This window comes from Halogeometricum pallidum JCM 14848 (assembly GCF_000337095.1).
GTDB lineage: Archaea > Halobacteriota > Halobacteria > Halobacteriales > Haloferacaceae > Halogeometricum > Halogeometricum pallidum.
Map to the genome: position 1 here is coordinate 234,652 of NZ_AOIV01000045.1, position 24,089 is coordinate 258,740.

26 protein-coding genes and 1 tRNA gene are annotated in these 24,089 nt (G+C 68.0%); 18 read left to right on the forward strand and 9 right to left on the reverse strand.

Going from position 1 to position 24,089, the window contains the following annotated elements:
• Positions 1-40 precede the first annotated feature (40 nt).
• From C474_RS20945 to C474_RS20960, 4 genes are all read left to right on the forward strand, one after another.
• The gene (locus C474_RS20945; RefSeq protein WP_008390398.1) at positions 41-1,510 is read left to right on the forward strand and encodes a right-handed parallel beta-helix repeat-containing protein; all 1,470 of its coding nucleotides are present in this window, start codon (positions 41-43) and stop codon (positions 1,508-1,510) included.
• Between the two features lie 82 nt (positions 1,511-1,592).
• Positions 1,593-2,771 carry a pyridoxal phosphate-dependent aminotransferase gene (locus tag C474_RS20950; protein WP_008390399.1) on the forward strand — a complete coding sequence of 393 codons (1,179 nt, stop codon included), beginning with the start codon at positions 1,593-1,595 and terminating at the stop codon, positions 2,769-2,771.
• A gap of 134 nt (positions 2,772-2,905) precedes the next feature.
• Positions 2,906-3,610: a universal stress protein gene (locus C474_RS20955; RefSeq protein ID WP_008390401.1), complete on the forward strand. Its 705-nt coding sequence runs from the start codon at positions 2,906-2,908 to the stop codon at positions 3,608-3,610.
• Positions 3,611-3,769: 159 nt separating this feature from the next.
• Positions 3,770-3,961: a hypothetical protein gene (locus C474_RS20960; protein ID WP_008390403.1), complete on the forward strand. Its 192-nt coding sequence runs from the start codon at positions 3,770-3,772 to the stop codon at positions 3,959-3,961.
• 500 nt (positions 3,962-4,461) lie between these two features.
• On the opposite strand, the gene C474_RS20965 is transcribed toward C474_RS20960, so the two are convergent.
• Positions 4,462-4,533: transfer RNA gene (locus C474_RS20965), tRNA-Ala, on the reverse strand.
• Between the two features lie 229 nt (positions 4,534-4,762).
• Here C474_RS20965 and C474_RS20970 point away from each other — a divergent pair.
• The 4 genes from C474_RS20970 to C474_RS20985 are packed head-to-tail and all read left to right on the forward strand — an operon-like array spanning position 4,763 to position 7,432.
• Positions 4,763-5,227, forward strand: coding sequence for a 30S ribosomal protein S15 (locus C474_RS20970; RefSeq protein WP_008390404.1), 465 nt, complete (start codon positions 4,763-4,765; stop codon positions 5,225-5,227).
• A 23-nt stretch (positions 5,228-5,250) separates the two neighbouring features.
• Positions 5,251-6,510, forward strand: a complete 1,260-nt coding sequence (locus C474_RS20975) for a hypothetical protein (protein ID WP_008390405.1) — start codon at positions 5,251-5,253, stop codon at positions 6,508-6,510.
• The gene (locus tag C474_RS20980; RefSeq protein WP_008390406.1) at positions 6,507-6,788 is read left to right on the forward strand and encodes a KEOPS complex subunit Pcc1; all 282 of its coding nucleotides are present in this window, start codon (positions 6,507-6,509) and stop codon (positions 6,786-6,788) included. Before C474_RS20975 ends, C474_RS20980 begins: the two co-directional genes overlap by 4 nt.
• Positions 6,785-7,432: a 30S ribosomal protein S3ae gene (locus C474_RS20985; protein ID WP_008390407.1), complete on the forward strand. Its 648-nt coding sequence runs from the start codon at positions 6,785-6,787 to the stop codon at positions 7,430-7,432. Before C474_RS20980 ends, C474_RS20985 begins: the two co-directional genes overlap by 4 nt.
• Before the next feature lie 290 nt (positions 7,433-7,722).
• Here the strand turns inward: C474_RS20985 and C474_RS20990 are convergent, their stop codons facing one another.
• Positions 7,723-8,202: a plastocyanin/azurin family copper-binding protein gene (locus tag C474_RS20990; RefSeq protein ID WP_008390408.1), complete on the reverse strand. Its 480-nt coding sequence runs from the start codon at positions 8,200-8,202 to the stop codon at positions 7,723-7,725.
• Between the two features lie 181 nt (positions 8,203-8,383).
• Here C474_RS20990 and C474_RS20995 point away from each other — a divergent pair, with 181 nt between their 5' ends.
• Positions 8,384-9,085 carry a protein sorting system archaetidylserine synthase gene (locus tag C474_RS20995; RefSeq protein WP_008390409.1) on the forward strand — a complete coding sequence of 234 codons (702 nt, stop codon included), beginning with the start codon at positions 8,384-8,386 and terminating at the stop codon, positions 9,083-9,085.
• 19 nt (positions 9,086-9,104) lie between these two features.
• Here the strand turns inward: C474_RS20995 and C474_RS21000 are convergent, their stop codons facing one another.
• Positions 9,105-9,410: a DUF7111 family protein gene (locus C474_RS21000; protein WP_008390410.1), complete on the reverse strand. Its 306-nt coding sequence runs from the start codon at positions 9,408-9,410 to the stop codon at positions 9,105-9,107.
• A gap of 121 nt (positions 9,411-9,531) precedes the next feature.
• Here C474_RS21000 and C474_RS21005 point away from each other — a divergent pair, with 121 nt between their 5' ends.
• A complete protein-coding gene (locus tag C474_RS21005) occupies positions 9,532-9,870 on the forward strand; it encodes a DNA-binding protein transcriptional regulator (RefSeq protein ID WP_008390411.1) in 339 nt (112 codons plus the stop codon).
• Here the strand turns inward: C474_RS21005 and C474_RS21010 are convergent, their stop codons facing one another.
• Positions 9,871-11,019: an acyl-CoA dehydrogenase gene (locus tag C474_RS21010; RefSeq protein WP_008390412.1), complete on the reverse strand. Its 1,149-nt coding sequence runs from the start codon at positions 11,017-11,019 to the stop codon at positions 9,871-9,873.
• Between the two features lie 110 nt (positions 11,020-11,129).
• Between C474_RS21010 and C474_RS21015 the strand changes: the two genes are divergently transcribed.
• The 3 genes from C474_RS21015 to C474_RS21025 all read left to right on the forward strand — a co-directional run bounded on the left by C474_RS21015 (position 11,130) and on the right by C474_RS21025 (position 13,857).
• A complete protein-coding gene (locus C474_RS21015; RefSeq protein WP_008390413.1) occupies positions 11,130-12,200 on the forward strand; it encodes a phytoene/squalene synthase family protein in 1,071 nt (356 codons plus the stop codon).
• 126 nt (positions 12,201-12,326) lie between these two features.
• Positions 12,327-13,202 (forward strand): cytochrome c oxidase subunit 3, encoded by an 876-nt coding sequence (locus tag C474_RS21020; RefSeq protein WP_008390415.1) that lies wholly within the window; start codon positions 12,327-12,329, stop codon positions 13,200-13,202.
• A gap of 55 nt (positions 13,203-13,257) precedes the next feature.
• Positions 13,258-13,857, forward strand: a complete 600-nt coding sequence (locus tag C474_RS21025; RefSeq protein ID WP_160166855.1) for a DUF998 domain-containing protein — start codon at positions 13,258-13,260, stop codon at positions 13,855-13,857.
• Here the strand turns inward: C474_RS21025 and C474_RS21030 are convergent.
• The gene (locus C474_RS21030; protein WP_008390420.1) at positions 13,838-15,490 is read right to left on the reverse strand and encodes a potassium channel family protein; all 1,653 of its coding nucleotides are present in this window, start codon (positions 15,488-15,490) and stop codon (positions 13,838-13,840) included. The two genes, C474_RS21025 and C474_RS21030, sit on opposite strands and share 20 nt — an antisense overlap.
• Before the next feature lie 55 nt (positions 15,491-15,545).
• Between C474_RS21030 and C474_RS21035 the strand changes: the two genes are divergently transcribed.
• Positions 15,546-15,932, forward strand: coding sequence for a hypothetical protein (locus C474_RS21035; RefSeq protein WP_008390422.1), 387 nt, complete (start codon positions 15,546-15,548; stop codon positions 15,930-15,932).
• Positions 15,933-17,130: 1,198 nt separating this feature from the next.
• The gene (locus tag C474_RS21040) at positions 17,131-18,540 is read left to right on the forward strand and encodes a DUF7527 domain-containing protein (RefSeq protein ID WP_239640467.1); all 1,410 of its coding nucleotides are present in this window, start codon (positions 17,131-17,133) and stop codon (positions 18,538-18,540) included.
• A gap of 184 nt (positions 18,541-18,724) precedes the next feature.
• Here the strand turns inward: C474_RS21040 and C474_RS21045 are convergent, their stop codons facing one another.
• Positions 18,725-19,030, reverse strand: coding sequence for a hypothetical protein (locus C474_RS21045; RefSeq protein ID WP_008390423.1), 306 nt, complete (start codon positions 19,028-19,030; stop codon positions 18,725-18,727).
• Positions 19,031-19,347: 317 nt separating this feature from the next.
• Here C474_RS21045 and C474_RS21050 point away from each other — a divergent pair, with 317 nt between their 5' ends.
• A complete protein-coding gene (locus C474_RS21050; RefSeq protein ID WP_008390425.1) occupies positions 19,348-20,679 on the forward strand; it encodes an adenylosuccinate synthase in 1,332 nt (443 codons plus the stop codon).
• 39 nt (positions 20,680-20,718) lie between these two features.
• Here C474_RS21050 and C474_RS21055 read toward each other — a convergent pair whose 3' ends face one another.
• Positions 20,719-21,111: a group I truncated hemoglobin gene (locus tag C474_RS21055; RefSeq protein ID WP_008390427.1), complete on the reverse strand. Its 393-nt coding sequence runs from the start codon at positions 21,109-21,111 to the stop codon at positions 20,719-20,721.
• Between the two features lie 105 nt (positions 21,112-21,216).
• Between C474_RS21055 and C474_RS21060 the strand changes: the two genes are divergently transcribed.
• Both C474_RS21060 and C474_RS21065 read left to right on the forward strand, forming a co-directional pair.
• Positions 21,217-21,402 carry a methytransferase partner Trm112 gene (locus tag C474_RS21060; protein WP_049917238.1) on the forward strand — a complete coding sequence of 62 codons (186 nt, stop codon included), beginning with the start codon at positions 21,217-21,219 and terminating at the stop codon, positions 21,400-21,402.
• A 49-nt stretch (positions 21,403-21,451) separates the two neighbouring features.
• On the forward strand, positions 21,452-22,027 hold the full coding sequence (locus C474_RS21065; protein ID WP_008390429.1) for a DUF7524 family protein: 576 nt from the start codon (positions 21,452-21,454) through the stop codon (positions 22,025-22,027).
• 37 nt (positions 22,028-22,064) lie between these two features.
• Here C474_RS21065 and C474_RS21070 read toward each other — a convergent pair whose 3' ends face one another.
• A complete protein-coding gene (locus tag C474_RS21070) occupies positions 22,065-23,201 on the reverse strand; it encodes a DR2241 family protein (RefSeq protein ID WP_008390430.1) in 1,137 nt (378 codons plus the stop codon).
• Positions 23,194-24,069: a CbiX/SirB N-terminal domain-containing protein gene (locus C474_RS21075; RefSeq protein WP_008390431.1), complete on the reverse strand. Its 876-nt coding sequence runs from the start codon at positions 24,067-24,069 to the stop codon at positions 23,194-23,196. The genes C474_RS21070 and C474_RS21075 overlap by 8 nt, the downstream gene beginning before the upstream one ends.
• Positions 24,070-24,089 lie beyond the last annotated feature (20 nt).

Sequence of the window (24,089 nt, forward strand, 5' to 3'; positions counted from 1 at the left end):
CGTGCTAGTTACTAACACTTACCGAGACTATCTGTTCTGGATGGGTCCCGAGGGCGTACCATCGAGACGAGACGTACTGAAGACCGGGGCGGCGGTCGCCGGACTCGCGGCGTGGGGGTCGTTCCCGGCGGCCGCGGCAGGCGCGACGGAGATTTCCGGTCCGACGACCATCACCGAACCCGGCGATTACGTCCTCACCGACGACATCGACGCCGCGCGCGGCCCGGCGGCCCTCGATATCACGGTGAGCGACGTCACCGTCGACGGACAGGGCCACACCGTCAGCAACGTGGGCGGAGAGTGCATCAGCGTTTACCGCGGTGCGAACGACGTGACGGTGAAGAACGTGCGCGTCTCCGGCGAGCGCAAGGGAGTACACGTAGTGGGCGACGACGCCACCCTGTTCAACGTCCTCGCGGAGGGCAACGGCGAATCCGGTGTCCACCTCTCCGGCGGAAAGCGAGCACGAATCGAGTCGTGTCTCCTCCGCGAGAACGGGCGGTACGGCCTCATCGGGGCCGACAGCCAGCAGTATGGGAGCGCCGACGAGGCGCTGGTTCGCGCGTGTCTCGTCGCGGACAACGGCTACGCCGGTATCGGGTTCTGGCGCGCGACGGGCGTCGCTATCGAACGCTGTCTCGTCGTCGACAACGGCGCCGCGGTTCCGAACCGAGGACACGGCATCGAATTGATCGGGGACATCGACGACCTGCGGTTGGCGGACAACCAACTGCTCTCGAACGCCGCGAACGGCGTCGGGGGCAGTCCCCGTGACATACGCGGTCTCAACGCCGTCGGGAACGTCGTCGCGGACAACGGGCGTACCGGATTCAGGTTCATAGACCTCTACAACGCGGACGTGAAGCGGAACACGTTCGCGCGCAACGAAACCGGACTCAGAGCGGATATGACCGACTCGCGCATCCTGCACAACCAGTTCGTCGACGACGATTTCGGGGGGATCTACACCGACTCGACCGTGCGCGGCAACCGGATCATCGGGGGCAGCATGAGGTTCGATCTCATGCGAAGCGTGGCCGTCGAGAACCTCGTCCTCGGGGCCGACGGCGACGGGGTCTCCCTCGTGTCGATGATCGACAGCGAGTTCGGGTCGAACACCGTCGTCGGATGCGGCGGCGACGGCGTCAAAACGGCGCAGTGTTACGGGAGCGACGTGCGGTGGAACACCCTCTCGAACAACGCCGAAGAGGGGTTCTCGATAACGTGGGGGTCGGACTCGACGTTCAAGTTCAACACCGTGTTCGGCAACGGCGGCGACGGACTCAAACTGAGCGCGTCCGAGGACGAACCCGGCGCGTTCGTCGTCCGCAAGAACACCGTGAGCGCGAACCGCGGGGTGGGCATCCTGCTTCGGGACGCGGCGGGCAGCCGAGTCACCCGCAACGTCGTCTGCGCGAACGACCGCGGCATCGCCGTGTCCGCACCGATGGACGACGTCGACCCGGCCGAACTAGCGGAGAACGTAGTCGAGGGAAACCACGTGTGCTGAGCGGACGGCCGCGGTTCGAACGCGTCGCCCGGCGTTCGCCGCCGTCCCAACAGCCAAGGGGTCCCCCGACGCAGCGTAACCGATGACCGACCCGACCGTCTCGAACCGGGTGGCCGAGATAGAACCGCAGCAGATTCGGACGCTGTTCGACCTCGCGAACGCGCACGACGGCGAGGACGTCGTCCACCTAGAGGTCGGCGAACCCGACTTCCCCACGCCCGAACACGTCGTCGACGCGGCGGTGCGGGCGGCGCGGGGCGGCGAGACGAACTACACGCCGAACGCGGGCATCGACCCGCTCAGGGAGGCCATCGCGGAGACGCTCCGAGGACGCGGGGCCGACGCTGAGGCGGGTCGGGTGGTCGTGACGACCGGCGGCGTCGAGGCGCTCTACCTCACGCTCCTGACCGCCACCGACCCCGGCGACGAGGTGGTCGTCCCGACGCCCGCGTGGCCGAACCCGCTCTCGCAGACCGACTTGGCGGGCGCCGAACCCGTGGAGGTGCCCCTGCCCGCGGCCGACGACTTCGCGTTCGACGCCGACCGCGTGATAGACGCCATCACCGACCGGACGGGAGCCGTCGTGCTCACCTCGCCCTCGAACCCGACCGGACGGGTGTTCGACGTCGAGGAGATGGAGCGCGTGGTCGCGGCCGCCGCCGAACACGACGCCTACGTCGTCGCCGACGAGGTGTACCACGAACTCACGTACGACCGCCCCCAGCCGAGTCTGGCGTCCGTCACGGACTACCCCGAACGCGTCGTCACCATCGGCTCCTGTTCGAAGACGTACGCGATGACCGGGTGGCGCGTTGGGTGGCTCGCCGGTCCCGGCCCCGTGACGGCGGCCGCGACGAAGATACACGAGAGCACCACCTCCTGCGTGAACACGCCCGCCCAGCACGCCGCCCTCGCGGCGCTCACCGGTTCGGACGCCCCCGTCCGGGAGATGAAGGCGGCGTTCGAGCGACGGCGGGACCGCTTGGTCGACCGACTGGCGTCGATTCCCGGCGTCTCGATGGGAACGCCCGAGGGGGCGTTCTACGCGTTCGTCGACGTGACTGACCTCCCCGGGTCGAGCATGGACGTCGCGAAGCGACTGCTGTACGAGTACGACACCGTCGCCGCCCCCGGCAGCGCGTTCGGTCGCGGCGGCGAGGGCTACCTCCGATTCAGCTTCGCCAACGACCTCGAACGCATCGACCTCGGGATGGACCGCTTCGAGCGGATGGTCCGAGACGAGCGACGCGAGATGACCTGACCGTCGCCGGACGCGCTTCGGATACCGCGACGAATCCCGACCCACATTTCGCATCCGTCACCGAACGCCCGCCGAAATTCCGTCTTCAGCCGAGGGATTTGTTAGGCTGGACGCCGGTGGTCTACTCGGTACACATGTCCGCACAGACGATACTCGTCCCCGTCGAGTTCCCTAACCCCGAACCGTTCCCCTCCACGTTCGTCGACGCCTTTTCGTCCTGTCGAGTCGTCCTTCTCGGCCTCGACGAGGAGGCGGACCGTCTCGACGAAGACGAACGCCACCGCCGGGAGATAGAGGCGTACCACACGCTGTACAACTTGGCCGCCCAGTTCGTCCGCCACGGCGAGAGGGTCGACGTGGAGTACATGGTCGGCGAGGACGCCCACGACGCGTGGACGCGCGTCGCCGAGGAACGCGACGTGGACGCACTCCTCGTCCCGAAACCGCTGACGACGCTTGCGCGTATCCTCGTTCCGGTCCGCGACCAGAAGTTCGCCCAACCCGTCGCGGACTTCCTGAGCGGTCTCAATCAGGACGTGCTCGTCCACACCACGCTGTTTTACGCCGCCGAGTCGGAAGAGGACGTGGAGACGGGCGAGGAGTTGCTCGACGGCGTGCGCGAGCAACTCGTCGAGGCGGGCTACCCCGAACTGCGCACGGACACGGAGGTGGTCGTCGGCAGCGACGCGCCGTTCGAGATCGGCAAGGCCGCTTCGGATTACGACCTCATCGTGATGGGCGAGACGCAGGACCCCTCCTTCGAACGCGTCTTCGGAAAGACGTACGAGTCCATCGCCGACGAAACTGACCACCCGATAGTGGTCGTGCGAGAGGACTGAGCGCGGCGTTAACAGTCGGCGGGGACAGATATGGAGAGGGCCCGAACCGAATAGGTACACGCTTTCTCAGGCCCGTCGGAGCCAGTTCGAGATGAGCGTTATATACGACCTGTATTTCCAGCCCTTATCTTTAACATTAAATGGGATGATATGGGAAATATGCCTGACGTAGGTGGCTGGTTAGAAGGTATAAGCGTCGGATGGCTACTGCTGATCGGACTCGCGCTGTTTTTCTTCCCAGAACCGATTACGTCGTTCTGGGGAGCGGTCATCATCGGCATCGGTATCGTCGGATTCTTCGCCGGTTGGTGGAGCGACCGGCAGTCGGACTCGACGACGGGCGCGACGTAGATACCCCTCTTACCGTCGCCGATCGAACGGACGAGTCGGACCTCCAGCGAATCCGACAGTTCGGCTGATTTTTGCTCCACTCCGATGGGCCTCGTGTGGGAGGTCAAATCGGCCAGAGACTCGGCCGACGGTAATCGACTGGAGGAGAGCACTCCGCTTCAGAGACCGGGATCTAGGGAGTCTAGCAACGAAACCCACGTGTGCGTGACCCGGATCGGACCAAAAGAACGCGCGCGAATGCCGGAGGGATTTTCTGCTATGGACTCGCCGGGATTGTGGACCCAGAGCCAGACGTGCTCGCTCACTTCGTTCGCTGCGCGCGACTGGCAGGGCTTCGAATCCCGTCTCGAACAGGCATCACGACAGTCGATATACGCGGCTCGCTCCGCTCACCGGCAGCATCGACAGAACGCGATAAACTCGCCGGGAGTGCCGCGAGCGAAGCGAGTGGCACTACTGCGAGTCCACTGACTGGAGCGAACGAAGTGAGCGAAAGGAAGTGGACTCGCCGGGATTTGAACCCGGGGCCTCTCCCATGCCAAGGGAGTGATCTACCACTGATCTACGAGCCCTCGAACGCATCAAATCGTTTCCCGGTGTCGGTATTAAGGCCTTCGACTCGGAGTTCCCGACCCCGTGTCGCAACGCTTTTCAGTCGGTCAGGGCAGGGTACACACGGGAACAGCACGGCCGCAAATCTGACTCGCCGCGCCTCGCGCGGCTTGGGATTGCGGAAGTGCGCGACCGTTTGCGGTCGCCAATCACGCCTTTCTGCGGTCTGTGCCGTTCCAATCTATACCAATGGCACGAATGCACACCCGCCGCCGCGGCCAGTCCGGTTCGGACAAGCCCGTGGCAGACGAACCCCCGGAGTGGAGCGACGTCGACGCCGAGGACATCGAGTCCCGCGTCGTCGAACTCGCGGAACAGGGCAACGAGCCCAGTCAGATCGGTCTGAAACTCCGCGACGAGGGCGTCAAGGGGACGCCCGTCCCGGACGTGAAACTCGCGACCGGGAAGAAGATCACCACCATTCTCGAAGAGAACGACGCCGCGCCGGAACTTCCGGAGGACATCCGGAACCTGATGGAGCGCGCTATCCGACTCCGAGAGCACATGGAGGAGAACTCGCAGGACATGCAGAACAAGCGAGCGCTCCAGAACACCGAGTCGAAGATTCGCCGCCTCGCCAACTACTACCGCGGCGACGAACTCGACGAGGATTTCAAGTACAGCTACGACGCCGCCGTCGAACTCCTCGAGTAGCGCCGTAACGACCTCGACTCCGCATGTCCGCACGACCAGACCACACCCGCGTCCCGGACGCCCCCGCCGAGAGCGTCGCCTCCGCGCTGGCCGACGCCTCGTTCGTCAGAGTCGTCTGTCGCGCCGAGGGCGACGCCATCGCGGCGGGAGGGCTGCTCGCCCGCGCGCTCAGATGCGCCGGCGTGCCGTTCCACGTCCGCACCAGTGCGTTCGCCCCCGCGGCGGCGCCGCCGGACGGCGACGGGACGTTGGTGGCGGTCGGACTCGACGCGCCGGGCGCGGACGAGATGCTCGCGCCCGACGACGGGACGACGAGCCTCCGCGCGCACGAAATCGCGTCGGCGCTAACGCCCGAGGACGAACCGGACCCGGACCCGGTGCTCGCCCTCGCGGGTGCCGTCGCCGCCGGCGAACACCCGGGCGCCGCGGACGGCAACCTGCTCTCCGTCGCCGAGGAGACGGGCGCAGTCGCGCGACGCCCGGGCGTCTCAACGCCCGTCGCGGACCTCGCGGACGGACTCGCGCACACGACCCTGGCGCACGCGTCGTTCTCCGGAAACCGGGAGGCGGCCGGCGCCGCCCTCGCGGAACTCGACCTGCCGGCCGACCTCGACGAGGCGTCCCACCGGCGGCTCGCGTCGCTGGTCGCCTTGGACGTGGCCGGCGACGAGAACGCCACCGAACGCGCCGCCGAAGCGGTCGAACGGGCGCTGCACCCGTACGCGACGCCGGACGCGCCGTTCGCCACGCTCGGCGGCTACGCCGACGTGCTGGACGCCGTCGCACGGGAGCGACCCGGCACCGGCGTCGCCGTGGCGCTCGGACACGACGCGCGCGTGCCCGCCCTCGAAGCGTGGCGCGACCACGCCGCGGCGGCGCACCGCGCGCTCCGCGGGGCGCACGTCGGACGCTACGAGGGCGTCCAAGTCGTCCGCGCGCCCGAGGAGGTGGCCGGACGCGTCGGCCGCCTCGCCACCGTCGCCCGACTCTGCCGCGACTTCCGCTCGCCCGAGCCGATGGCGCTCGTCGTCGGTGACGGCGTGGCGGCCCTCGCGGCGGTCGAACGCGGCGCGGCGGACGCGGCGTCGGCCGTCGCCGAGGAGTTCGGCGGCGTTGACGAGACGCGGCGCGTCTCGTCCGCCAACCAGAACGCTTCGCGTTCTGGTGACGTCGACGAGGACGGCGGCGCGTGGGCGGGCGACCCGCGCAGAGCGGTCGTCAGATTCGACGCGGACGCGCCGGAGGCCGAGGTCATCGCGGCCGTCAGGGAGGCATCGACGTGACGGACGAACGAGAACGAACGACGAGCGACCGAGCGACCGACGAGCCGTCGCCCGCTCGCACCGCCCGCCTGCGGACGACGCACGCCGACGCCGACGCGGTGGCGGCGTCGCTCCGCCCGGACAACACCGACTCCATGTCGATGGCCGTCGAGGGAGAGACCCTCGTGACGACCGTCGAACGGGAGACGACCGGCGGGCTCCAGTCCACGGTGGACGACACCGTGGTCAACCTGACGGTGGCAGACGCCGTCATCGACACAGCAACCAACAACCTATGAGCGAACGATCAGTCTCAAAGCAGAAACGCGGAAAGCGATGGTACACCCTCGTCGCGCCCGAACAGTTCGACCGCGAAGAACTGGGCAAGACGATGGCCGACGAACCTGAGAAGGTGTACGGCCGCACCGTCGAGGTCACGCTGGGTGACCTCACCGGCGACCAGGGTGCGAACAACACGAAGCTCACCTTCAAGGTGAACGACGTGTCCAGCGACTCGGCGTACACCGAGTTCATCAAGCACGAACTCGCGCGCGACTACCTCCGTAGTCTCGTCCGCCGCGGCGCCTCGAAGATTTCGGCCAGCATCACGGTGCTGACGAAGGACGACTACCGCGTCCAACTCCAGCCCGTGGCGTTCACGACGAAGAAAGCCGACCGCAGCCAAGAGAAGGCCATCCGACGGGTCATGATCGACTTCGTCGAGGAGGCCGCCGAGGACCGGACGTTCGAGGAACTCGTCGACAGCGCCGTCGTCGCCGGGAACCTCTCTTCGGCCATCTACGGCGAGGCGAAGACCATCTACCCGCTCCGCCGGGTGGAGGTCCAGAAGCTCACCCTCGAAGCGCGTCCCGAAGAGGTCGCCGCCGAGGAAGAGGCCGCCGTCGACGTCGACGAGGAAGACGTCGCCGTCGAAGAGGCGTAAGCCTCGCCGCGGTCCGAACGCCTTCGATTCTCACATTTCTCGCGCCGCCGAGCGGCGGCGCTCGCGTTCGTTCCGGTTTTCGCGTCGACGGCGTGCGGGTCGTCGTCGCGGTTCGTGGTGAGAAAGTCGCCGAGCCGCGAACCGCCGGCGCTCTCTGAGGCTGACGGACGGCCCGCACAGCCGAGACGACGAACGAAGCGGAGACGGCGAGGAATCGGCGACGGTTCACATCGTTTCGGTTCCGTGGGTCGACAAGTAGGTTCGGAGCAGTGTTCGGGGACGGCCGGGCGCTACTCGGTGGCCGTGTCCGAAGACGACCCGGCCTCGGACTCTCCCTCGACGACGACGGTACCCACCATCCCCTGCGACTCGTGAGGAACGCAGAAGTACCGGTACTCGCCGGGTACCTCGAACGTGTGCGAGTAGTTCTGCCCGCTGTCGATGAGGCCGCCGACGTTCTGGTTGTACGCTTTGCGGGCGGCCGCCTCGCTCTCGAAGCCGCCGCTGGCGAAGAATTCGGCCTCCTCGGGGATGTCGTCGGCGTAGGCGGTGACGGTGTGCCCGCGCGAACTCGTGTTCCGCCAGACGACTTCCTCGCCGACCGATACCGTCACCGACGGCGGGTCGAACGCCACGGCGGTCATGCCGACATCGTACTCGTCCTCGGCGGTCGACGAGCATCCGGCGAGACTCACGGCCGCGACGGACCCCAGACCCGCGAGGACGCGACGCCGGGAGAGAGCGTCCGCGATGCGATTCCCTTCGTCCATACGGACACTCGGGTGCCGAGGGGTAAATGCGGCGCGGTCGGCGTCTCGCTGTCGACGCGCGCACCCGCCGACGGGTCGCGTACGCGGTCCCGCGCGTTCGACCGATGCGCCCGCGGCCGAACCGCCGCCCCGCGGTCCCCGAATGTAAAAACGTAAAGCGCCGGTCGTCCACGCCGACTGTATGAAGCCCCGGTTCGTCGGCAAGATGGGTCTCGCCGACGCGGTGACGGTCGGTAACGCCGCGCTCGGCTTCCTCGCCGCCGTCGCGGCGACGGCGAGCGTCGCCCTCGCGGCGCGCCTCATCCTGCTGGCGGCCATCGCGGACGCCCTCGACGGGGTCATCGCCCGCCGGCGCGGCGGCACCGCCGTCGGGCAGTACCTCGACTCGCTGGCCGACGTCGCCTCCTTCGGCGTCGCCCCCGCCCTCCTCGTCGCCGTCACCGTCCGGCAGGCGTGGTCGGCCGACCGCCTCCGCCTCGCCGTCGCCCTGGCCGGCACCGCCCTGTTCGTCGCCGCGGCGGTCACCCGACTCGGTCTGTACACCGCCTACGACGGCGACCACGCCCAGACGGAGGGCGTCCAGACGACGCTCGCGGCGACTATCCTCTCGGCGGGCGTCCTCGCCGGCTTCGCCGACCCCGTCGTCTTGGTCCCTCTCATCTACCTCCTCGCGGTGCTGATGGTGACGACGGTGACGTACCCGGACCTGCACGCGCAGGACGCTCTGATCATGGGCGTCGTGCAGGCGCTGGCGATACTGCTCTCGGGGCCGTACGGCCACCGCGTCGCCGGCGACTTGGGACAGGGATTCGCGTTCGGACTGCTCTTTCTCGCGCTGTCGTACCTGTTCTTGGGACCCCTGTTCTACTGGCGGCGCGACTGAGCGGGGCGGAGAGGAGCGGTCACATCCCCATGTCGGCGGCGTCCTCGGGAATCGGCAGGTCGTGCGGGGGGACGCCGAGGAGTTCCGCGGCGTGGTCCAGCGCCATGTCGAAGCCGTAGTAGCGTTCCAGTTCGTCGCCGTCGGCGGTCGGTCGCACCTTCAGCATCGCGTAGCCCTCGCGGTTCTGCGCGACGGCGGCCGTCGACCCGCCTTTCTCGAACGTGAGCACTCGCTCGGACTCCGTCTCGTAGTAGCGGGCGGTGATGCCCTCGGCCGTCACCTCGCCGTCGGTTGCGTCGCCGTCGGTCGCCTCGCCGTCTGTCATGGTCGCCCTAGGGAGAGGCGGTAGTCGAAGCTACCGATTTAGGTCGGTCCGACCGGGGACGGATGCCCGTTCGCCCGGCCGGGAACGAAAGTGTCCTGTGTCCCTCCGAGAATTGACGGGTATGCCGTGGTTCCAGAGCGGTCGCCGCCGCGACCTCTGCGCCATCCTCTACGACGCCGGCGAACTCCGCGGGCAGAAACTGAAGACGCGACTGGAGGCGCACTACGAGATCCGAATCGACCCGCAGTCGTTCTACGGAACGCTCGACGCCCTCGTCTCGAAGGGACACCTCGTCCGGCGGACCGAGGAGATATACGACGTGTACGAACTCACCGCCCTCGGCGCCGAGGGCGTGGAGTCCCAGCAGTCGTGGCTCTCGGAACGAGTGGCGAACGGGCGGGACCGGAGCGCCGACGCCGGCGGCGACGCCGAGGGCGAGAGCGAAGGCGAGGACGGCTGATTACCGCTCCGAGCGCAGCCGGTCGCCGATGGTGTTCCGCAGCACTTCGCTGGTCCCCTCGTATATCTCGTTCAGTTTCGCGTCGCGGTAGTAGCGCTCGGCCGGGAAGTCCTTCGTGTAGCCGTAACCGCCGTGGATCTGGATGCCCTCGTTGGCCACCTCGCGGCTGATTTCGCTGGCGTACAACTTCGCCTGCGCGGCCTCCTTGATGTAGGGTTCGTCGCGAATCTTCAGATCCGCGGCCTTGTGCATCAGCAGCTTCGCGGCCTGCACCTTCGTGTCCATGTCGGCCAGTTTGTGCTTTATCGCCTGGAACTCCGCGATTGGCTGGTCGAACTGCTCTCTGTCGTCGGCGTAGTCGAGGGCGTCTTCGAGGGCGGCGCGAGCGATGCCCACCGACCGCGCGGCGATGGTGATGCGCCCGCCGTTGAGCGTCTTCAGCGCCTGCACGAACCCCTCGCCCTCCTCGCCGATGCGCCTGTCCTCGGGGAGTCGCATATCGTCGAAGCGCAGTTCCGCGGTCGGACAGCCTTTGTCGCCAAGTTTGTGCTCGGTCCCCTCCACGACGAACCCGTCGTCCTCCTCGGGGCGCACGACGAACGCGGAGATGCCCTTCCGGCCGGCGTCGGGGTCGGTCTTGGCGAACAGCGTCACCGTGTCGGCGACGGAGCCGTTCGATATCCAGAGTTTGCCGCCGTCGACGACGTACTCCTCTCCCTCCCTCGTCGCCGTCGTCGACATCGCGGGTACGTCGCTGCCCGCGCCCGCCTCCGACAGGGCGAACGCGCCGATATCTTCTCCCGTGTTCATCGGCGTCAGATACGCCTCTTTCTGCGCCTCGCTCCCGAACTCGTACAGCATGTTGCCGGCGAGGGAGGTGTGCGCGGCGACGACCGTTCCGAGGCCGCCCGACCCCCTCGATATCTCCTCCAACCCGATGGCGTAGGAGTGATAATCGAGTCCCGCGCCGCCGTACTCCTCGGGGAACGGCATCCCCATGAGACCGAGGTCGGCCATCTCCGAGACCAAATCGGCGGGGAACTCGTCGGTCTCGTCTATCTCCGCCGCGCGCGGCCGTATCTCCTCGTCGACGAAGTCGGCCACCATGTCGCGTATCTGTCGCTGTTCCGCGGAGAGCGCGAAGTCCATACCAGAGTCTTTCATCGTCGTTACTTTACGTTGTCTCTCGCCGGGCGGTCGTGTACGCGAAGCCCCCACGAAACTTTTTAATCCCCATTCCGTAGGGAATCATACTTCGAATGTCTCAGCAGGATGAACGTCCCCACGTCGACCGAACCGACCTCGAATGGTGCCACGAGGCGGTTGAGGGGGTCTCTCGCACTTTCGCACTGACAGTCGACGTGCTCGACGAGCCCATGTCGTCCTACATCTGCGTCGGCTACTTGCTCTGTCGAATCCCCGACACCATCGAGGACGCCTCGCACATCCCGCCGTCGGTGCAGACGGAGTTGCTCCGAACGTACGACGCCGTCCTCGACCCGGACGACGACACCGCCGTCGAGGCGTTCGTCGACGCCGTCGAACCGCATCTGCCCGACGAACTGACCGAGGACTGGCGCGTCGTCCGCGAGGCCCCGCGCGTGCTCCACACGTTCGAGAGCCTCCCGGCGGACGTCCGTGAGGCGGTGACGCCGCCCGCGCGGGAACTCGTCCAAGGGATGGCGCTGTTCGTCGAGCGGTACGACGATACCGGCGGCCTCCGCATCCAGTCCCGCGAGGAACTCGAAGAGTACTGCTACTACGCCGCCGGCACCGTCGGAAACCTCATCACGAATCTGGTCACTCGCGGCGACGTCTCCCCCGAGCGTCGCCGCCGCCTCTACGACACCGCCGAGGAGTTCGGCCTCCTCTTGCAACTGGTGAACATCTCGAAGGACGTCTACGACGACTACACCTCCGAGAACAACGTCTACCTGCCCGCCGAGTGGCTCGACGCCGAGGGCGTCCCGCAGGAGGAGGTCCTCGACCCCGAACACGAGGCGGAAGCGGCGTCGGTCGTCCGCCGGACGGCCGAGCACGCCTCCTCGTTTCTCGACGACGCGCAGACGTACCTCGAATCGGTCCCGCTGACGGACGGCAACACGCTCGCCGCGTGGGCCGTCCCGTTCCTCCTCTCGGTTGGGACGCTGCGGGAACTCCTCTCCCGGCCCGAAGACGCCCTCTCGAAGTCGGGCGTGAAGGTGTCCCGACAGGAGGTGTTCGCGGTCGTCTCGCGGATGTCCGACGGGGCCGAATCCGACGCGATCGGCGACATCCGCCGGGAGATAGCCGCACGACCCTACCACCGCGCGCCGTCCAGCGCGGACTAGAGCCGTTCGGACGCCGTCCGCCCCGCGTTCGCGGTTCAGGCGGCGCCGCCGTTCGACGGACGCCGGCGGCCTCGCGCCGGCCGCGACTTGGGAGGATTTTTAGTAGTCCGCTGGCTACGTCCGAGTATGGGTACCGAAGAAGCACACGACGACCACGGGCACCACCTCCCGGCGGTGGAGGACTGGCCTCGCGGATTCGGCGAGGCGAGTTGGTGGCCGTTCGTCACCGCGGTCGGCGCGGCCGGCATCTACGCCGGCGCGGGTCTCTACATACTCGGACGCGGGGAGGACGCTATCGTCGGATCGATGGTCGGACCCGCGGCGTTCGTAGGGTCCATCGCCATCTTCCTCGCCGGACTGTACGGTTGGGTCTACCACGCGTTCGTGAGTCACTTCTGGACGCGCGAGGCCAGCGAGAAAGGTGCGAACAAACTCCGCTGGGGGATGCTCGCGTTCCTCGGTTCGGAACTCGGCACGTTCGGGGCGCTGTTCGGCTACTACTTCTACATCAGGGCCGGCAACTGGGAGGAGATACTGGTCGGCGTCCCGGAACTGACCGGGTCGTTGGTTCTCATCAACACCGCGCTGCTGATCGCCTCCTCGCTCACGCTCCACTGGGCGCACGTCGCCATCCGGAAGGACGAGCGCAAGAAGTTCATCGGCGGACTCGCGCTCACGCTGCTCCTCGGCATCGTGTTCATCGGCGGACAGGTGTACGAGTACTACGAGTTCATCATCCACGAGGACTTCACCATCATCTCCGGGCTGTTCGGGTCGGCGTTCTTCGGCCTGACCGGCCTGCACGGCCTGCACGTCAGCCTCGGCGCGGTGCTCATCGGCATCGTATTCGTCCGCGCGCTGATGGGGCAGTACTCCGCGGACCGACACGTCTCGGTCAGTACGGCCTCGATGTACTGGCACTTCGTGGACGTCGTCTGGATCTTCCTCGTCGTCGTGCTCTACGTCGGCGCGGAACTCGGCACCAGTTCCGGCGTCCTGTAGCCGGACCGGACCGCCGCGAGGATCCTTCTTTCGGCCGCCAACTCGTACCGTGATCGTGACTGACGAGACCGATCCGGACCCGCGCGCCCGCCCCGACCGCCCACTCGCTCGACTCGCCGGTCCCCTCGGAGCCGTCGTCGCCCTCGCGGGCATCGCCGTCGCCGTCGCCCTCTCTCCCTCGTTCTCGTGGACCGCGAGTGCGCTCTCGGACCTCGGGGTCGACCCGCGGACTTCGCTCCCGTTCAACGGCGGCCTGCTCGTCGGCGGGTGTCTCGCGCTCGGCTACGTCCCCGCGCTCCGGGACGCCTCTCGCACCGTCGCGGCGACGTACGCGCTCTGCGCCGTCGCGATGGCGGGCGTCGGCGCGTTCCCGTCCGATCAGCCGTTGCACTACCCGGCGGCCGTCTCCTTTTTCGTCCTTCTCGCGGCGACGCTCGCTCTCGACGGCGCGCGCCGCCGGACGACGGCGACCGGACGGGTCTCGCTGCTTCTCGCCGTCGTCTCGGTGGCGGCGTGGCCACTCTGGGGGCTGTCGGGTCTCGGTCCCGGAATCGCCGTCCCGGAACTGGTCGGGGCGCTCTCGCTGGCGGCGTGGGTCGTCGCCCTCGCGCCGCCGGCGCCGCTTCGGCCCCGACTCAGCCGCAGACGACGTTGAAGCGGTTGATGTCCTCGTCCGTGCCGGCGACGACGAGCGTGTCCGCGGAGCGGACGACGAAGTCCGGCCCGACCTCCGTGAGCAGTTCGCCGTCGCGTTCGACGGCGATGACGGTGCAGTTCGTCCGGGCGCGGACGTCCGCCTCCGCGAGCGTCTGGCCCGCTATCTGGGGCGCGGCGGTCCGGACGATTTCGACCTGCGACTGCGGCGCGATGACCTCCTCTTCGGTGAGGTTCGACGCGAGGATGCGACCGCTGACGGTCGAGAGCGCGAGGACGTACTCCGCGCCCGCGCGGTAGAGTTTGGCGATGCTCTCGGCGTCGTTGGCGCGGGCGATGACCTCCGTCTCCGGCGACACCTGCTTGATGACGAGCGTTGCGAAGATGGCCGTCGTGTCGCTGTCGAGAGCGAGGATGACGCTCTGCGCCTCGTCGATGTCCGCCGAGAGGAGCGCCTGCCTGTTCGTCGCGTCGCCGACGACGTCGACGCCCGGCGCATCCTCGATGTCGAGGACGACGCTCGGGACGCTCTCCGCGGCGAGGGCGTCGGCGGCCGTCGCGCCCACCTCGCCGTAGCCGGCGACGACGACCTTCCCGCGGCGGAAGCGCCGCGTCTCCGAGCGCGTGAGGTCCTTCAGACGCGCCAGTTGGTTCTCGCGGCCGGTGACCAGGAGGATGGTGTGCTCGTCGACGACGGCGTCGGGGTCCGGCGGCGTGACGAACTCGCCGCGGAACCACGCGCCGATGATGTTTACGCCGGTCCGCCGCCCGATGGCGCTCTCGGCGATGGTGTCGCCTTCGAGGGCGGACCCGCGCTGAACGAGCACCTCGGCCACCTCGAAGTCGTCGCCGATTTCGACGGCGTCGTCGATGTCGGTGGCGATGGGGGAGGCGGCCTTGCGCGCGAGGCTCTCCCCGAGGATGCGGCGGGGCGAAACCACCTCGTCGGCGCCGGCGTAGCGGTGGTAGTCCGACAGCGTGGCGTCCTCGATGAGGCTGATGATGCGCAGGTCCGGCGCCGCCTGCTTCGCCGAGAGGATGATGGAGGCGTTCGTCTCGTCGTCGTCGTCGGCGACGAGCGCCATCGCCTCCTCGGCGTTGGCCGCCTCCAGCGTCTCGACCGACTCGGGGTCGCCATGAACGACGTCGTACTCCTCGGCGTACAGGCGTTCGGCCGTCTCGCGGTCGGACTCGACGACGACGTACGGCACGTCGCGCGAGGCTAACTCCTCGACTAAGGTGCCGCCGCGCGAGGTGAACGAGCAGATGATGACGTGGTCGGTCAGGTCCGTCCCCGTCGGCGGCGCGGTCCGGAGGGCTTCCTCCACCAACGGGACGATGAACAGCGGCAGGGTGAGGAAGATGACGGTGACGCCCGATATCATCATCGGGATGGTGATGAGTTTCATCCCCGTCGTCGTCCACTGACCGGCGTCCTCGCCGTACCCCGTCGTCGTGAACGTCTCGACGACGACGTGCAGGGCGTCGAGGAACGTGACCGATATCCCCTCGAACGTCGCCATCCCCCACCGGTAGAGGAGGGCGTAACCGACCATCAGAACGGCCACGCCCGAGAGAAACAGCACGAGTCGGCGCTTCGCTCGAGAGAGGGTCTCGGCGGGGCCATCGACCATATATCCACTTCCAACAGCCCCGAGGGCTAAAAGGTCGCCGTCCCTCGGTCGACCCATGGGACGCCGCCGCGACGCGTTGCTCGCCCTCGTCGTCCTTCTGCCCGCCGCGGCGGCCGTCGTCGCCCTCGACGCGCCCGTCACACCCCTCCCCGTCGCCGTCGGTGTCATGGGCACCCTCGCCCTCGAAGCGCTCCTGTCGCTCCGTGCGGCCCGCGTGCGCGCCGTCTGGGAGCGTCCGGTCGTGCAGGCGACGGCCGTCACCCTCGGCGTCGTCATCCTGACCGTCGCCGTCTCCCTCCTCGGCCCCGCCGCGGCGACGGTGCTCGCCGCCGGCCTCTGCGCGTACCTCCTCCTTCTGGCCGCGGTGACGCTCCGAGATGCCCTCGGACGCACCGCGAACGCCGAGTCGCGGCCGTCGAACGAGCGTCGACCGCGGGAATAGTGTCAATCAAAGGTGACGATTCGACCGAATGGGGGGTCGTTTCTCCGGAAAGTATATGTCTCGGATTCTGTGATATACCGGCAAATGGATGGACAGACAATCGACACGGTACGCGGGTGGGAGACGGTCCCCGTCGAGGCGGGGTACGAGGGACTGCACCGACTCGCCGACGACGGGTTCTCCGGAGCCGTCTCATCGGGGGAAACGTGGACGTTCGCCCTCAACGGACGGTTCATCGGCGTCTTCGAGGGAAGTCTCGAATCGTTCGAGGGCGCGGAGCTGACGGCGTACCGCGCGCCGGACCCCGCGCTCTCGCTTTTGTTCGCGATGCGCGAGACGGGGGGCGAGACGCGCGCGAGCTACTACACGAACGACACGCCGCTCTCGGAGGCCGACGAGACGCTGTCGACGGGCGGGTTCACCGGCTACGTCGAACTGTCGGAGAACGTGCTCTCGGGGGACTACTACGTCGCCTACTACGGCGGTAAGTCGATGAGCGTGGCGTTCGTCGGCAACAACGACCGGCTCGTCACCGGCGACGAGGCGTTCGAGCAGGCCAACGACGAGGTGGGCATCTACAAGGTAAAGGAGGTCGACCTCCGGATTCTCGACCTCCCGGAACGACCGGACGACGGCGTTGACGAATCCGAGGAGGCGGAGGACGGGGGCCCGGCCGCGGCGCCGGACGACCCGCGTCCGGACGTGCAGGCTCCCGAGGCCGCGGCCGCCGACTCACCCGAGACGGTCGACCCCGCCGAGGAGCAGCACGAACCCGCCGCGGACGACCCCCCGACNGACGTGCAGGCTCCCGAGGCCGCGGCCGCCGACTCACCCGAGACGGTCGACCCCGCCGAGGAGCAGCACGAACCCGCCGCGGACGACCCCCCGACGGCGGAGGCGGACCCCGCACCGACTGAAGACGACGCCGACCCGGCCCCGACCGCGGAGCCCTCGGAGTCCGAGGCGCCGCGACCGACGGAGCCCCGCGCGTCGGCGTCGACGGCCGACGAGGAGGTCGGCGCGAGCGACGACGGGGCGGACGACCCCAAGAGCGTCGGCGAGAGCGAGGACCCGGCCGCGGCGCCGGACGACCCGCGTCCGGACGTGCAGGCTCCCGAGGCCGCGGCCGCCGACTCACCCGAGACGGTCGACCCCGCCGAGGANCCCGGCCGCGGCGCCGGACGACCCGCGTCCGGACGTGCAGGCTCCCGAGGCCGCGGCCGCCGACTCACCCGAGACGGTCGACCCCGCCGAGGAGCAGCACGAACCCGCCGCGGCCGAATCAGGGTCCGACGCGGACGAACCGGACGGCCTCGCGGACGCCGCGACCCCCGAAGCGCGCGCCGCCGCCGCCGAAGGGGAGGACGGCGAAGCGAGAGACGGCGACGACCCCTTCTCGGCCGAGGAGAAGTGGCGGGAGGCGCGTTCGATACCCTCCCTCGACCCGAGCGAGTCGAGCACGCAGAGCGGCGAGACGGGGGGAAGCGCGGGGACGACCCAGCGGCGACGACAGCGGAAGCAACAGCAGTCCGCGCCATCGGACCACCGCCGACAGCAGCAGCGAAAGCAGCGCCAGGAGACGCAAAAGCGTCGTCGCCGCGAGGAGCAGGAGGCCAAGCGCCGCCGGGAAGAGGCCGCGGCGGCCGCAGCCGAGTCGGCGAAGGCGGAGGCGAGCGAGTCCGCCGAGGCGGTCACCGAACTCCGGGGGCAACTCGAGGCGGCCGAGACCCGACGGGACGAACTCGCGGCCGAGCGCGACGAACTGGAGGCCGAACGCGACGAGCACCGCGACCGGGCGGAGGAACTCGAAGCGCGCGTCGAGACGCTGGAGGCCGAGGTCGAACGCCTCGAAGCGAGACTGGAGTCGGCCGACGGCGAGTTCGTCGCCGAGGAGTCGATGTCGCCCGAGGCGGCGCTCTCCGGGACGAACCTGTTCGTCCGCTACCGGCGGAAGGGGCAGGCGACGCTGGAGGACGCGCACGACGGGCAGGCGTCCAGAGAGGAGGTCATCGACAACCTCCGCCTCGAACACCACACGACGTTCGACACGGCGGGGTTGGCCGTTGACGACGTCCCGTACGAGGAGTTCCTCCGCGAGAGCACGGAGTACGCCTTCGCCGAGTGGGTCGTTACCGACCTCCTGTACGAAATCGGCGAGACCGGGAACCGAAACACCCTCGCGGACCTGTTCGACTCGCTGCCGCGCATCGACCGCATCGAACTCCGCGGCGTCGTCGGCTTCGAGACGGAGGAGGGGGCCGAGAACCGCGAGTTCGACGTCGTCTTCCGCGACCAGATGGGCGATGCCCTGTTCGTCGCCGACATGAACACCACGCGCACCGCCACGACGGAGGCGATGGTGGCGTCGCTGGTCGAGAATGCGCGCGCCGTCGCCGAGAACAACGACGCGTTGGCGACGGCGTTCTACGTCACGGAGTCGTTCTTCGACCCCGAGGCGTTAGAGGCCGTCTCCGAGGAGACGGGCGGAGGATTCCTCTCGCGGTCCAAGCGGATGTCGTTCGTGAAGCTCTCCCGCAAGCAGGGTTACCACGTCTGTCTCGTCGAGGCGCGGAACAACGAGTTCCACGTCAACGTCCCGGACCTCTGAGTCTGAGAGGCGAGCGAGACATCTCGTCGGGCGCGTCGAGAGTAGTGAGAGGAGGGTCGTCGCGTGGTCAGTCCGGAGGCCGCGTACCGCGACCGGCGTCCGCGTACGTCGATATCGCTGGAGACGGTGCGGACCGTCGCGTCCGCCGCGCTACGTCGACAGCGACGTGGGACCGTCGGGCGACTCAGCCCTCGATTTCGGCCGCTTCTTCGATCTTCATCGTGTCCAGTTTGTCGACGATTTCGTCGAGTTTCTCGTCGAGTTCGTCGACGAACTCCGCGGTGCGCTCGGTCGTGATCGCACCCTGGCTGGACGGCTCGATGAGGTTTTCTTCTTCGAGGACGCGGAGGGAGTAGCGGACTTTGTGGTGGGGGTAGCCGGTCTCGTTGGACATCTTCACGATTCCGATCGGTTCGCTCTCGATGACCATCTTCAGCACCTGCAAGTGCCGTTCCAGCATATCCACTTCCTTCTCAAGTCGGTCTATCATGCCATTTGTTAACTCGTCTTTGCGGCGTTTAAATGTTACCCCTCCGCTCGGTCTCGGGTCGAAGAACTGTCGGTCCGCTGTGACCCAGGCCGAGTGCGCCCTCCCGACGGTTCCCGGAGGAACCGGCGGACGCGGGCGTGGCGAGCGATGACACGCACTTGGACGCACTGGTGCATAACCGTTTGGGTAGGTTTCTCGCACGTGGATGCACGGAAGTGGGTAGCACCCGCGATTCCGTTCCGGTTCGATACACGTCGATGGATAGATGCCGGCGACGGACCGTAATCGGTTTGAGGGCTGCCACAGAATCGCCGACCATGACCGTCACTATCGTCGGCTCCCAGTTGGGCGACGAGGGCAAGGGCGCTCTCGTCGACCTGTGGGGAGGCGACGCCGACGTCGTCGCGCGGTATCAGGGCGGCGACAACGCCGGACACACCGTCGTCGAAGACGGCGAGGAGTACAAACTCTCGCTCGTTCCCAGCGGCGCCGTCCGCGACAAGGTCGGCGTGCTCGGAAACGGCTGCGTCGTCAACCCGCGGACGCTGTTCTCGGAGATAGACGACCTGCGCGAACGCGGACTCGAACCCGACGTCCGGGTCGCAAAGCGCGCCCACGTCATCATGCCGTACCATCGCCGCCTCGACACCGTCGAGGAGGAGGCGAAGGCCGACTCCGACCTCACCGTCGGCACGACCGGACGCGGCATCGGCCCCACCTACGAGGACAAGGCGGGCCGCCGCGGCGTCCGCATCGGCGACCTGTTGGACCCCGAGGTGCTCCGCCAGCGACTGGAGTACGTCGTCCCCAAGAAGAAGGCGCTCATCGAGGACGTCTACGGACTGGAGGCCGGCGAGGAGTGCGACGTCGAGGCGCTCATCGACGAGTACGCCGAGTTCGGCCGCCGCCTGCGCGAGGAGGGGATGGCCGTCAACTGCGGGAACTTCCTCGCCGAGCGACGCGCCTCCGGCGAGAACCTGATGTTCGAGGGCGCGCAGGGTACGCTCATCGACATCGACCACGGGAGCTACCCGTACGTGACCTCCTCGAACCCGACGGCCGGCGGCGCTGCAACCGGCACCGGCGTCGGACCGACCGTCGTCGGGCAGGGCGAAGTCGTCGGCATCGTCAAGTCGTACCTCTCGCGGGTCGGCGAAGGACCGATGCCGACCGAACTGAAAGACGACGAGAGAGAGGAGGAACTCGCGGACTTCATCCGCGAGAAGGGCGGCGAGTTCGGTACCGTCACTGGCCGTCCCCGCCGCATCGGGTGGCTCGATATGCCGATGCTCCGTCACGCCTCCCGCGTGAGCGGTCTCACCGGCATCGCCGTCAACCACCTCGACGTGCTCGGCGGACTGGACGAGGTGAAGGTCGGTCACTCCTACGACCTCGACGGCGAGGAACGACTCACCATTCCGTCGGCGACCGAGCGCTGGGACCGATGCGAACCGAACCTCCGCACGTTCGAGACGTGGGAGGAGGTCGACTGGACGTCGGTCGCCGAGGAGGGCTACGACGCCATCCCCGCGGCCGCCCGCGAGTACCTCGACTACGTCTCCGAGGAGGTCGGCGCGCCGGTGTACGCCGTCGGCGTCGGTCCGGACCGCGCCGAGACGGTCGAAGTCGTCAATCCGTTCGAACGGTAGTCGGGTCCGCTCCGGTTCCGTCCCGATTCCGTCCCGGTCTCAGACCATTCCGCTCGCGCGCGTCCCGTACTTGTCTTCGACGATATCGTCGCGGAGCGACTCGAGGGTCTCCACCACGTCCGCCCGTTCGTCAGCCGACACGTCGTGTTCGGCCAGCGCGGCGCTCAGATGCTCCTCGATGGCGTCGTAGTCCTCGTGGTCGATGCCCATCCCTTCGTGAACCTCGCGCATCTCCCCGCCGTCGTACTCGCCGGGACCGCCCGTCACCGCGGCGATGAACTGCGTCTGGTGGGCTCGCTGCTTCGTCATATCGACGTCCTCGAAGAACGGCGCGAGTCGGTCGTCCGCGAGGACGCGGTCGTAGAACACGTCGACGACTGATGCGATGGCGTCGCGGCCGCCGAGTCGGTGGTAGAGCGTTTGCTCTGGCATGCGTTCGACACTGGCGGCGTCGGGAAGAAAGTCCGACTGTCGATTCCCAGCGACCGAAAACGACGAACCCGTAATCTTTTGTCGCATCGAGACGGAACGCGGAGTATGAAGGAATCTCTGATGGACATCCTCTGCGATCCGCTCGATAAGAGCGACTTGGAACTCGAAGTCACGGAGCGCGACGGCGACGAGATACTCTCGGGAACGCTCGTCGGCACCGTCACGGGCGAGGAGTACCCCATCGAGGACGGTATCCCGAACCTCCTCCCGCCGGATATGCGGGACGAATAGGAACGCAACACCTGAACGCTTTTGAACCGGTAGGTCGACCGTACCAGACGTGACCGAGTCGCTTCGAGTCGAGTTGAACGGAGATGGCCTCCACGCCATCGACGCGCCGCCGTCGTTCTCGGCGGCCGGCGAGTTCTACGTCGTGCTCGAGAACGCCGGACAGGCCGTCCACGTTCACCTCCACCTCGACGACGACCTGTCGGGCGTCGCGCGCCTCGACGGCGGCAACCACTACGTCGAGGGCGGTGACTCACAGCACGTCCACGTCGAGGCGTCCCCCGGCCCGGAACCCGTCACGGGCAAACTAAAAATCGCCACCGGGTACGGCGCGGAGACGACGTACATCGACGTGACGGTCGAACCGACGCCGGAGTCGAAACCCGGTATCGACGTCGACGAGGAGTTGAGCAAACCGCCCAAGCGGGAGCCCGAACCCTCCCTCGCCGACGAACTCCGGGCGGCGGTTCCGGCGGAGGTGTCGGTTCCCGTCGCCGCGTTGATACTGCTCGTGGTGTTCGTCGCCGCTCTCGTCGTCACCCTCGTCCAGAACACGGTCGTCGTGCTCAGCGTCGGCGTCGTCCTCGGCGCCGCTGCCGTCGCCGCGCTGTTCGTCCTGCGCGAGTAGCGGGCCGCCGGGGCGACCGGCCGGACCGGACGACCCCTCAGTTATCGCCGCCCTCGCCCGCGCCGTCCGTCTCCTCTTCCGGTTCCGTCGGCGTCCCCGAGAGGTTTCCGTTCTCGTCGAAGCGCTTCGCGCGGAGGAACCGCGTCCGGTAGCGGTTCGCTCCCTCGTAGATGTCGGCCTCGCGCACGTCGTCGACACGGCCGTCGGCGACGGCGCCGATGATGTCCTCGACCTGTTCTTTCTCCGAGGGAGTCAGTTCGAACTCGTAGGTCCGAGACTCCTCGCCCTCCAACCGCGTCCACTTGCGCGCGGCGGCGACGACGAGCGAACACGGCTCCCGGCAGGGGAACGCGCCGTCCCCGCCGGGGGCGTCGAGTTCCGTCTCCTCGTCGTACTGCCACTCGCGGCGCTTGAGACACTGCGAGTCGTCACAGCAGGACTCGGCGACCCACTCGACGTGTTCTTTCCCCTCGCCGCGGTTCCACGTCTGAATGACGCTGTAGATGCCCGACTGCCGCTCCATCGTCTCCTCCCAGTGGGAGACGTCGAGTTCGCCCTCGCGTTCGAGGTTCCAGTTGGCTATCGTCGCCGGGTAGAACGTGTCTACCGTCTCCGTCAGGTCCCGGCCGTCCAGCGCGGGGAACACCCAGCCGTTGACCAGCGTCGGCGCCGTCTTCAGCGGCCGGTACCGCTCCTTCTCGTCGTAGGTGGCGATGTCGCGGGCGTCCAGGGGGTCCTCGTGCGCTTCCAACGCGTCGACGTCTGCGCCCGCGTCGTCCTCGTGTCGCACCTCGTAGCGGCGTTCGCCCGCGTCGCCGAGCGTCGCCGTGATTCGGAGTTGGCCCCACTCCGTTTCCATTCCCGTCTCGAGGGCGTCGTAGCGTTCGGGAACCGAGCGCTCGTCGGCCGCCTCCAGTTTGCGGAGGAACGCGCGGCGGTGCCGCCCCTCGTGTCCCACGTCCGCCTCCCAGAAGTACCAGTTCGTCACGTACGGCTCGGCGTTCGCGGCGGCCTCGTGAAGCCCCGCCTGCGAGAGTCCCTCGTGGGTTCGGTCGGGCGTCTCGAACGCGTAGCCGTCCCCGTCCCACTCGGCGCACAATCCGTCGAAGTCTATCGGCCGCTCGTCCAGTCGGCGGACGAGCGCATCGAACTGTTCGCCCCGCACGTCAGTCACCCGCGGCCGGCGTCTCTCTCGTCTCCTCGCGGACGCTCGCGATGGCGTCTTCGATGTCGGCGCCCGCGTCGGCCGCCCGTTCGAGGACGACGTCGGCCATGAGCGCCTCCGTCCCGACGGCGCCGGCATACCAGATGCGGTGGCCGTCCACCTCGGCGGGCACGTCGTAGCCCGTCCGGTAGTCGTCGGTGAGGCCCATATCCTCGGGGATGTCCTCCTGCGTGTGGAAGCCGTCGGCGACGAACAGGGGAACGACGACGATATCCTCCGACTCGAAGTGGTCGGTCACGTCGTCCACCTCCGGTTCCTCGTCCATGTAGAGCGCCCGCACCTCGTCGAAGCGGCCGGACTCGCGGACGCGTTCGGCGTGGTACTCGATGGCCTTCGCGGAGTTCTCGTTGCGTTCGGTACCGTGGCCGACGACGGCGAGGCCGAACCCCGGTCCCACGTCGGGGTCGCCCGTCACCGTCTCGGCGCGGCGGACGACGACGTCCGTCATCGACTCGTGGGTGCCGACCGGCCCGCAGTAGTGGACGGTCTGTCCGGTGTCCTCGGCGACGAGCGTCGCCGTGTCGGCGTTGAGGCCGTCGGAGTCCCACTGGGAGACGTCCCAGCCGTCGAGGCGGAGTTCCCGCGGAATGACCTGTTCGGTGAAGTAGCCCTCGCTGATGAACAGGGGGACGACGTACACCTCCTCGGACTCGACGGTGCGGAGCACCTCCCGAAGGGAGGGTTCCTCCTTCCAGAAGCCGGTCTTCACTTCGTCGAACGCTCCCGTCGCGCGGATGGTGTCCGCGTGACGCTGCGTCGGCGTGCTCGAATCCGGGTTCAGGTGCGACCCGTGCGCCACGATGACCAGCGCTTGCATGGGTGGAAATTACGGGAGCG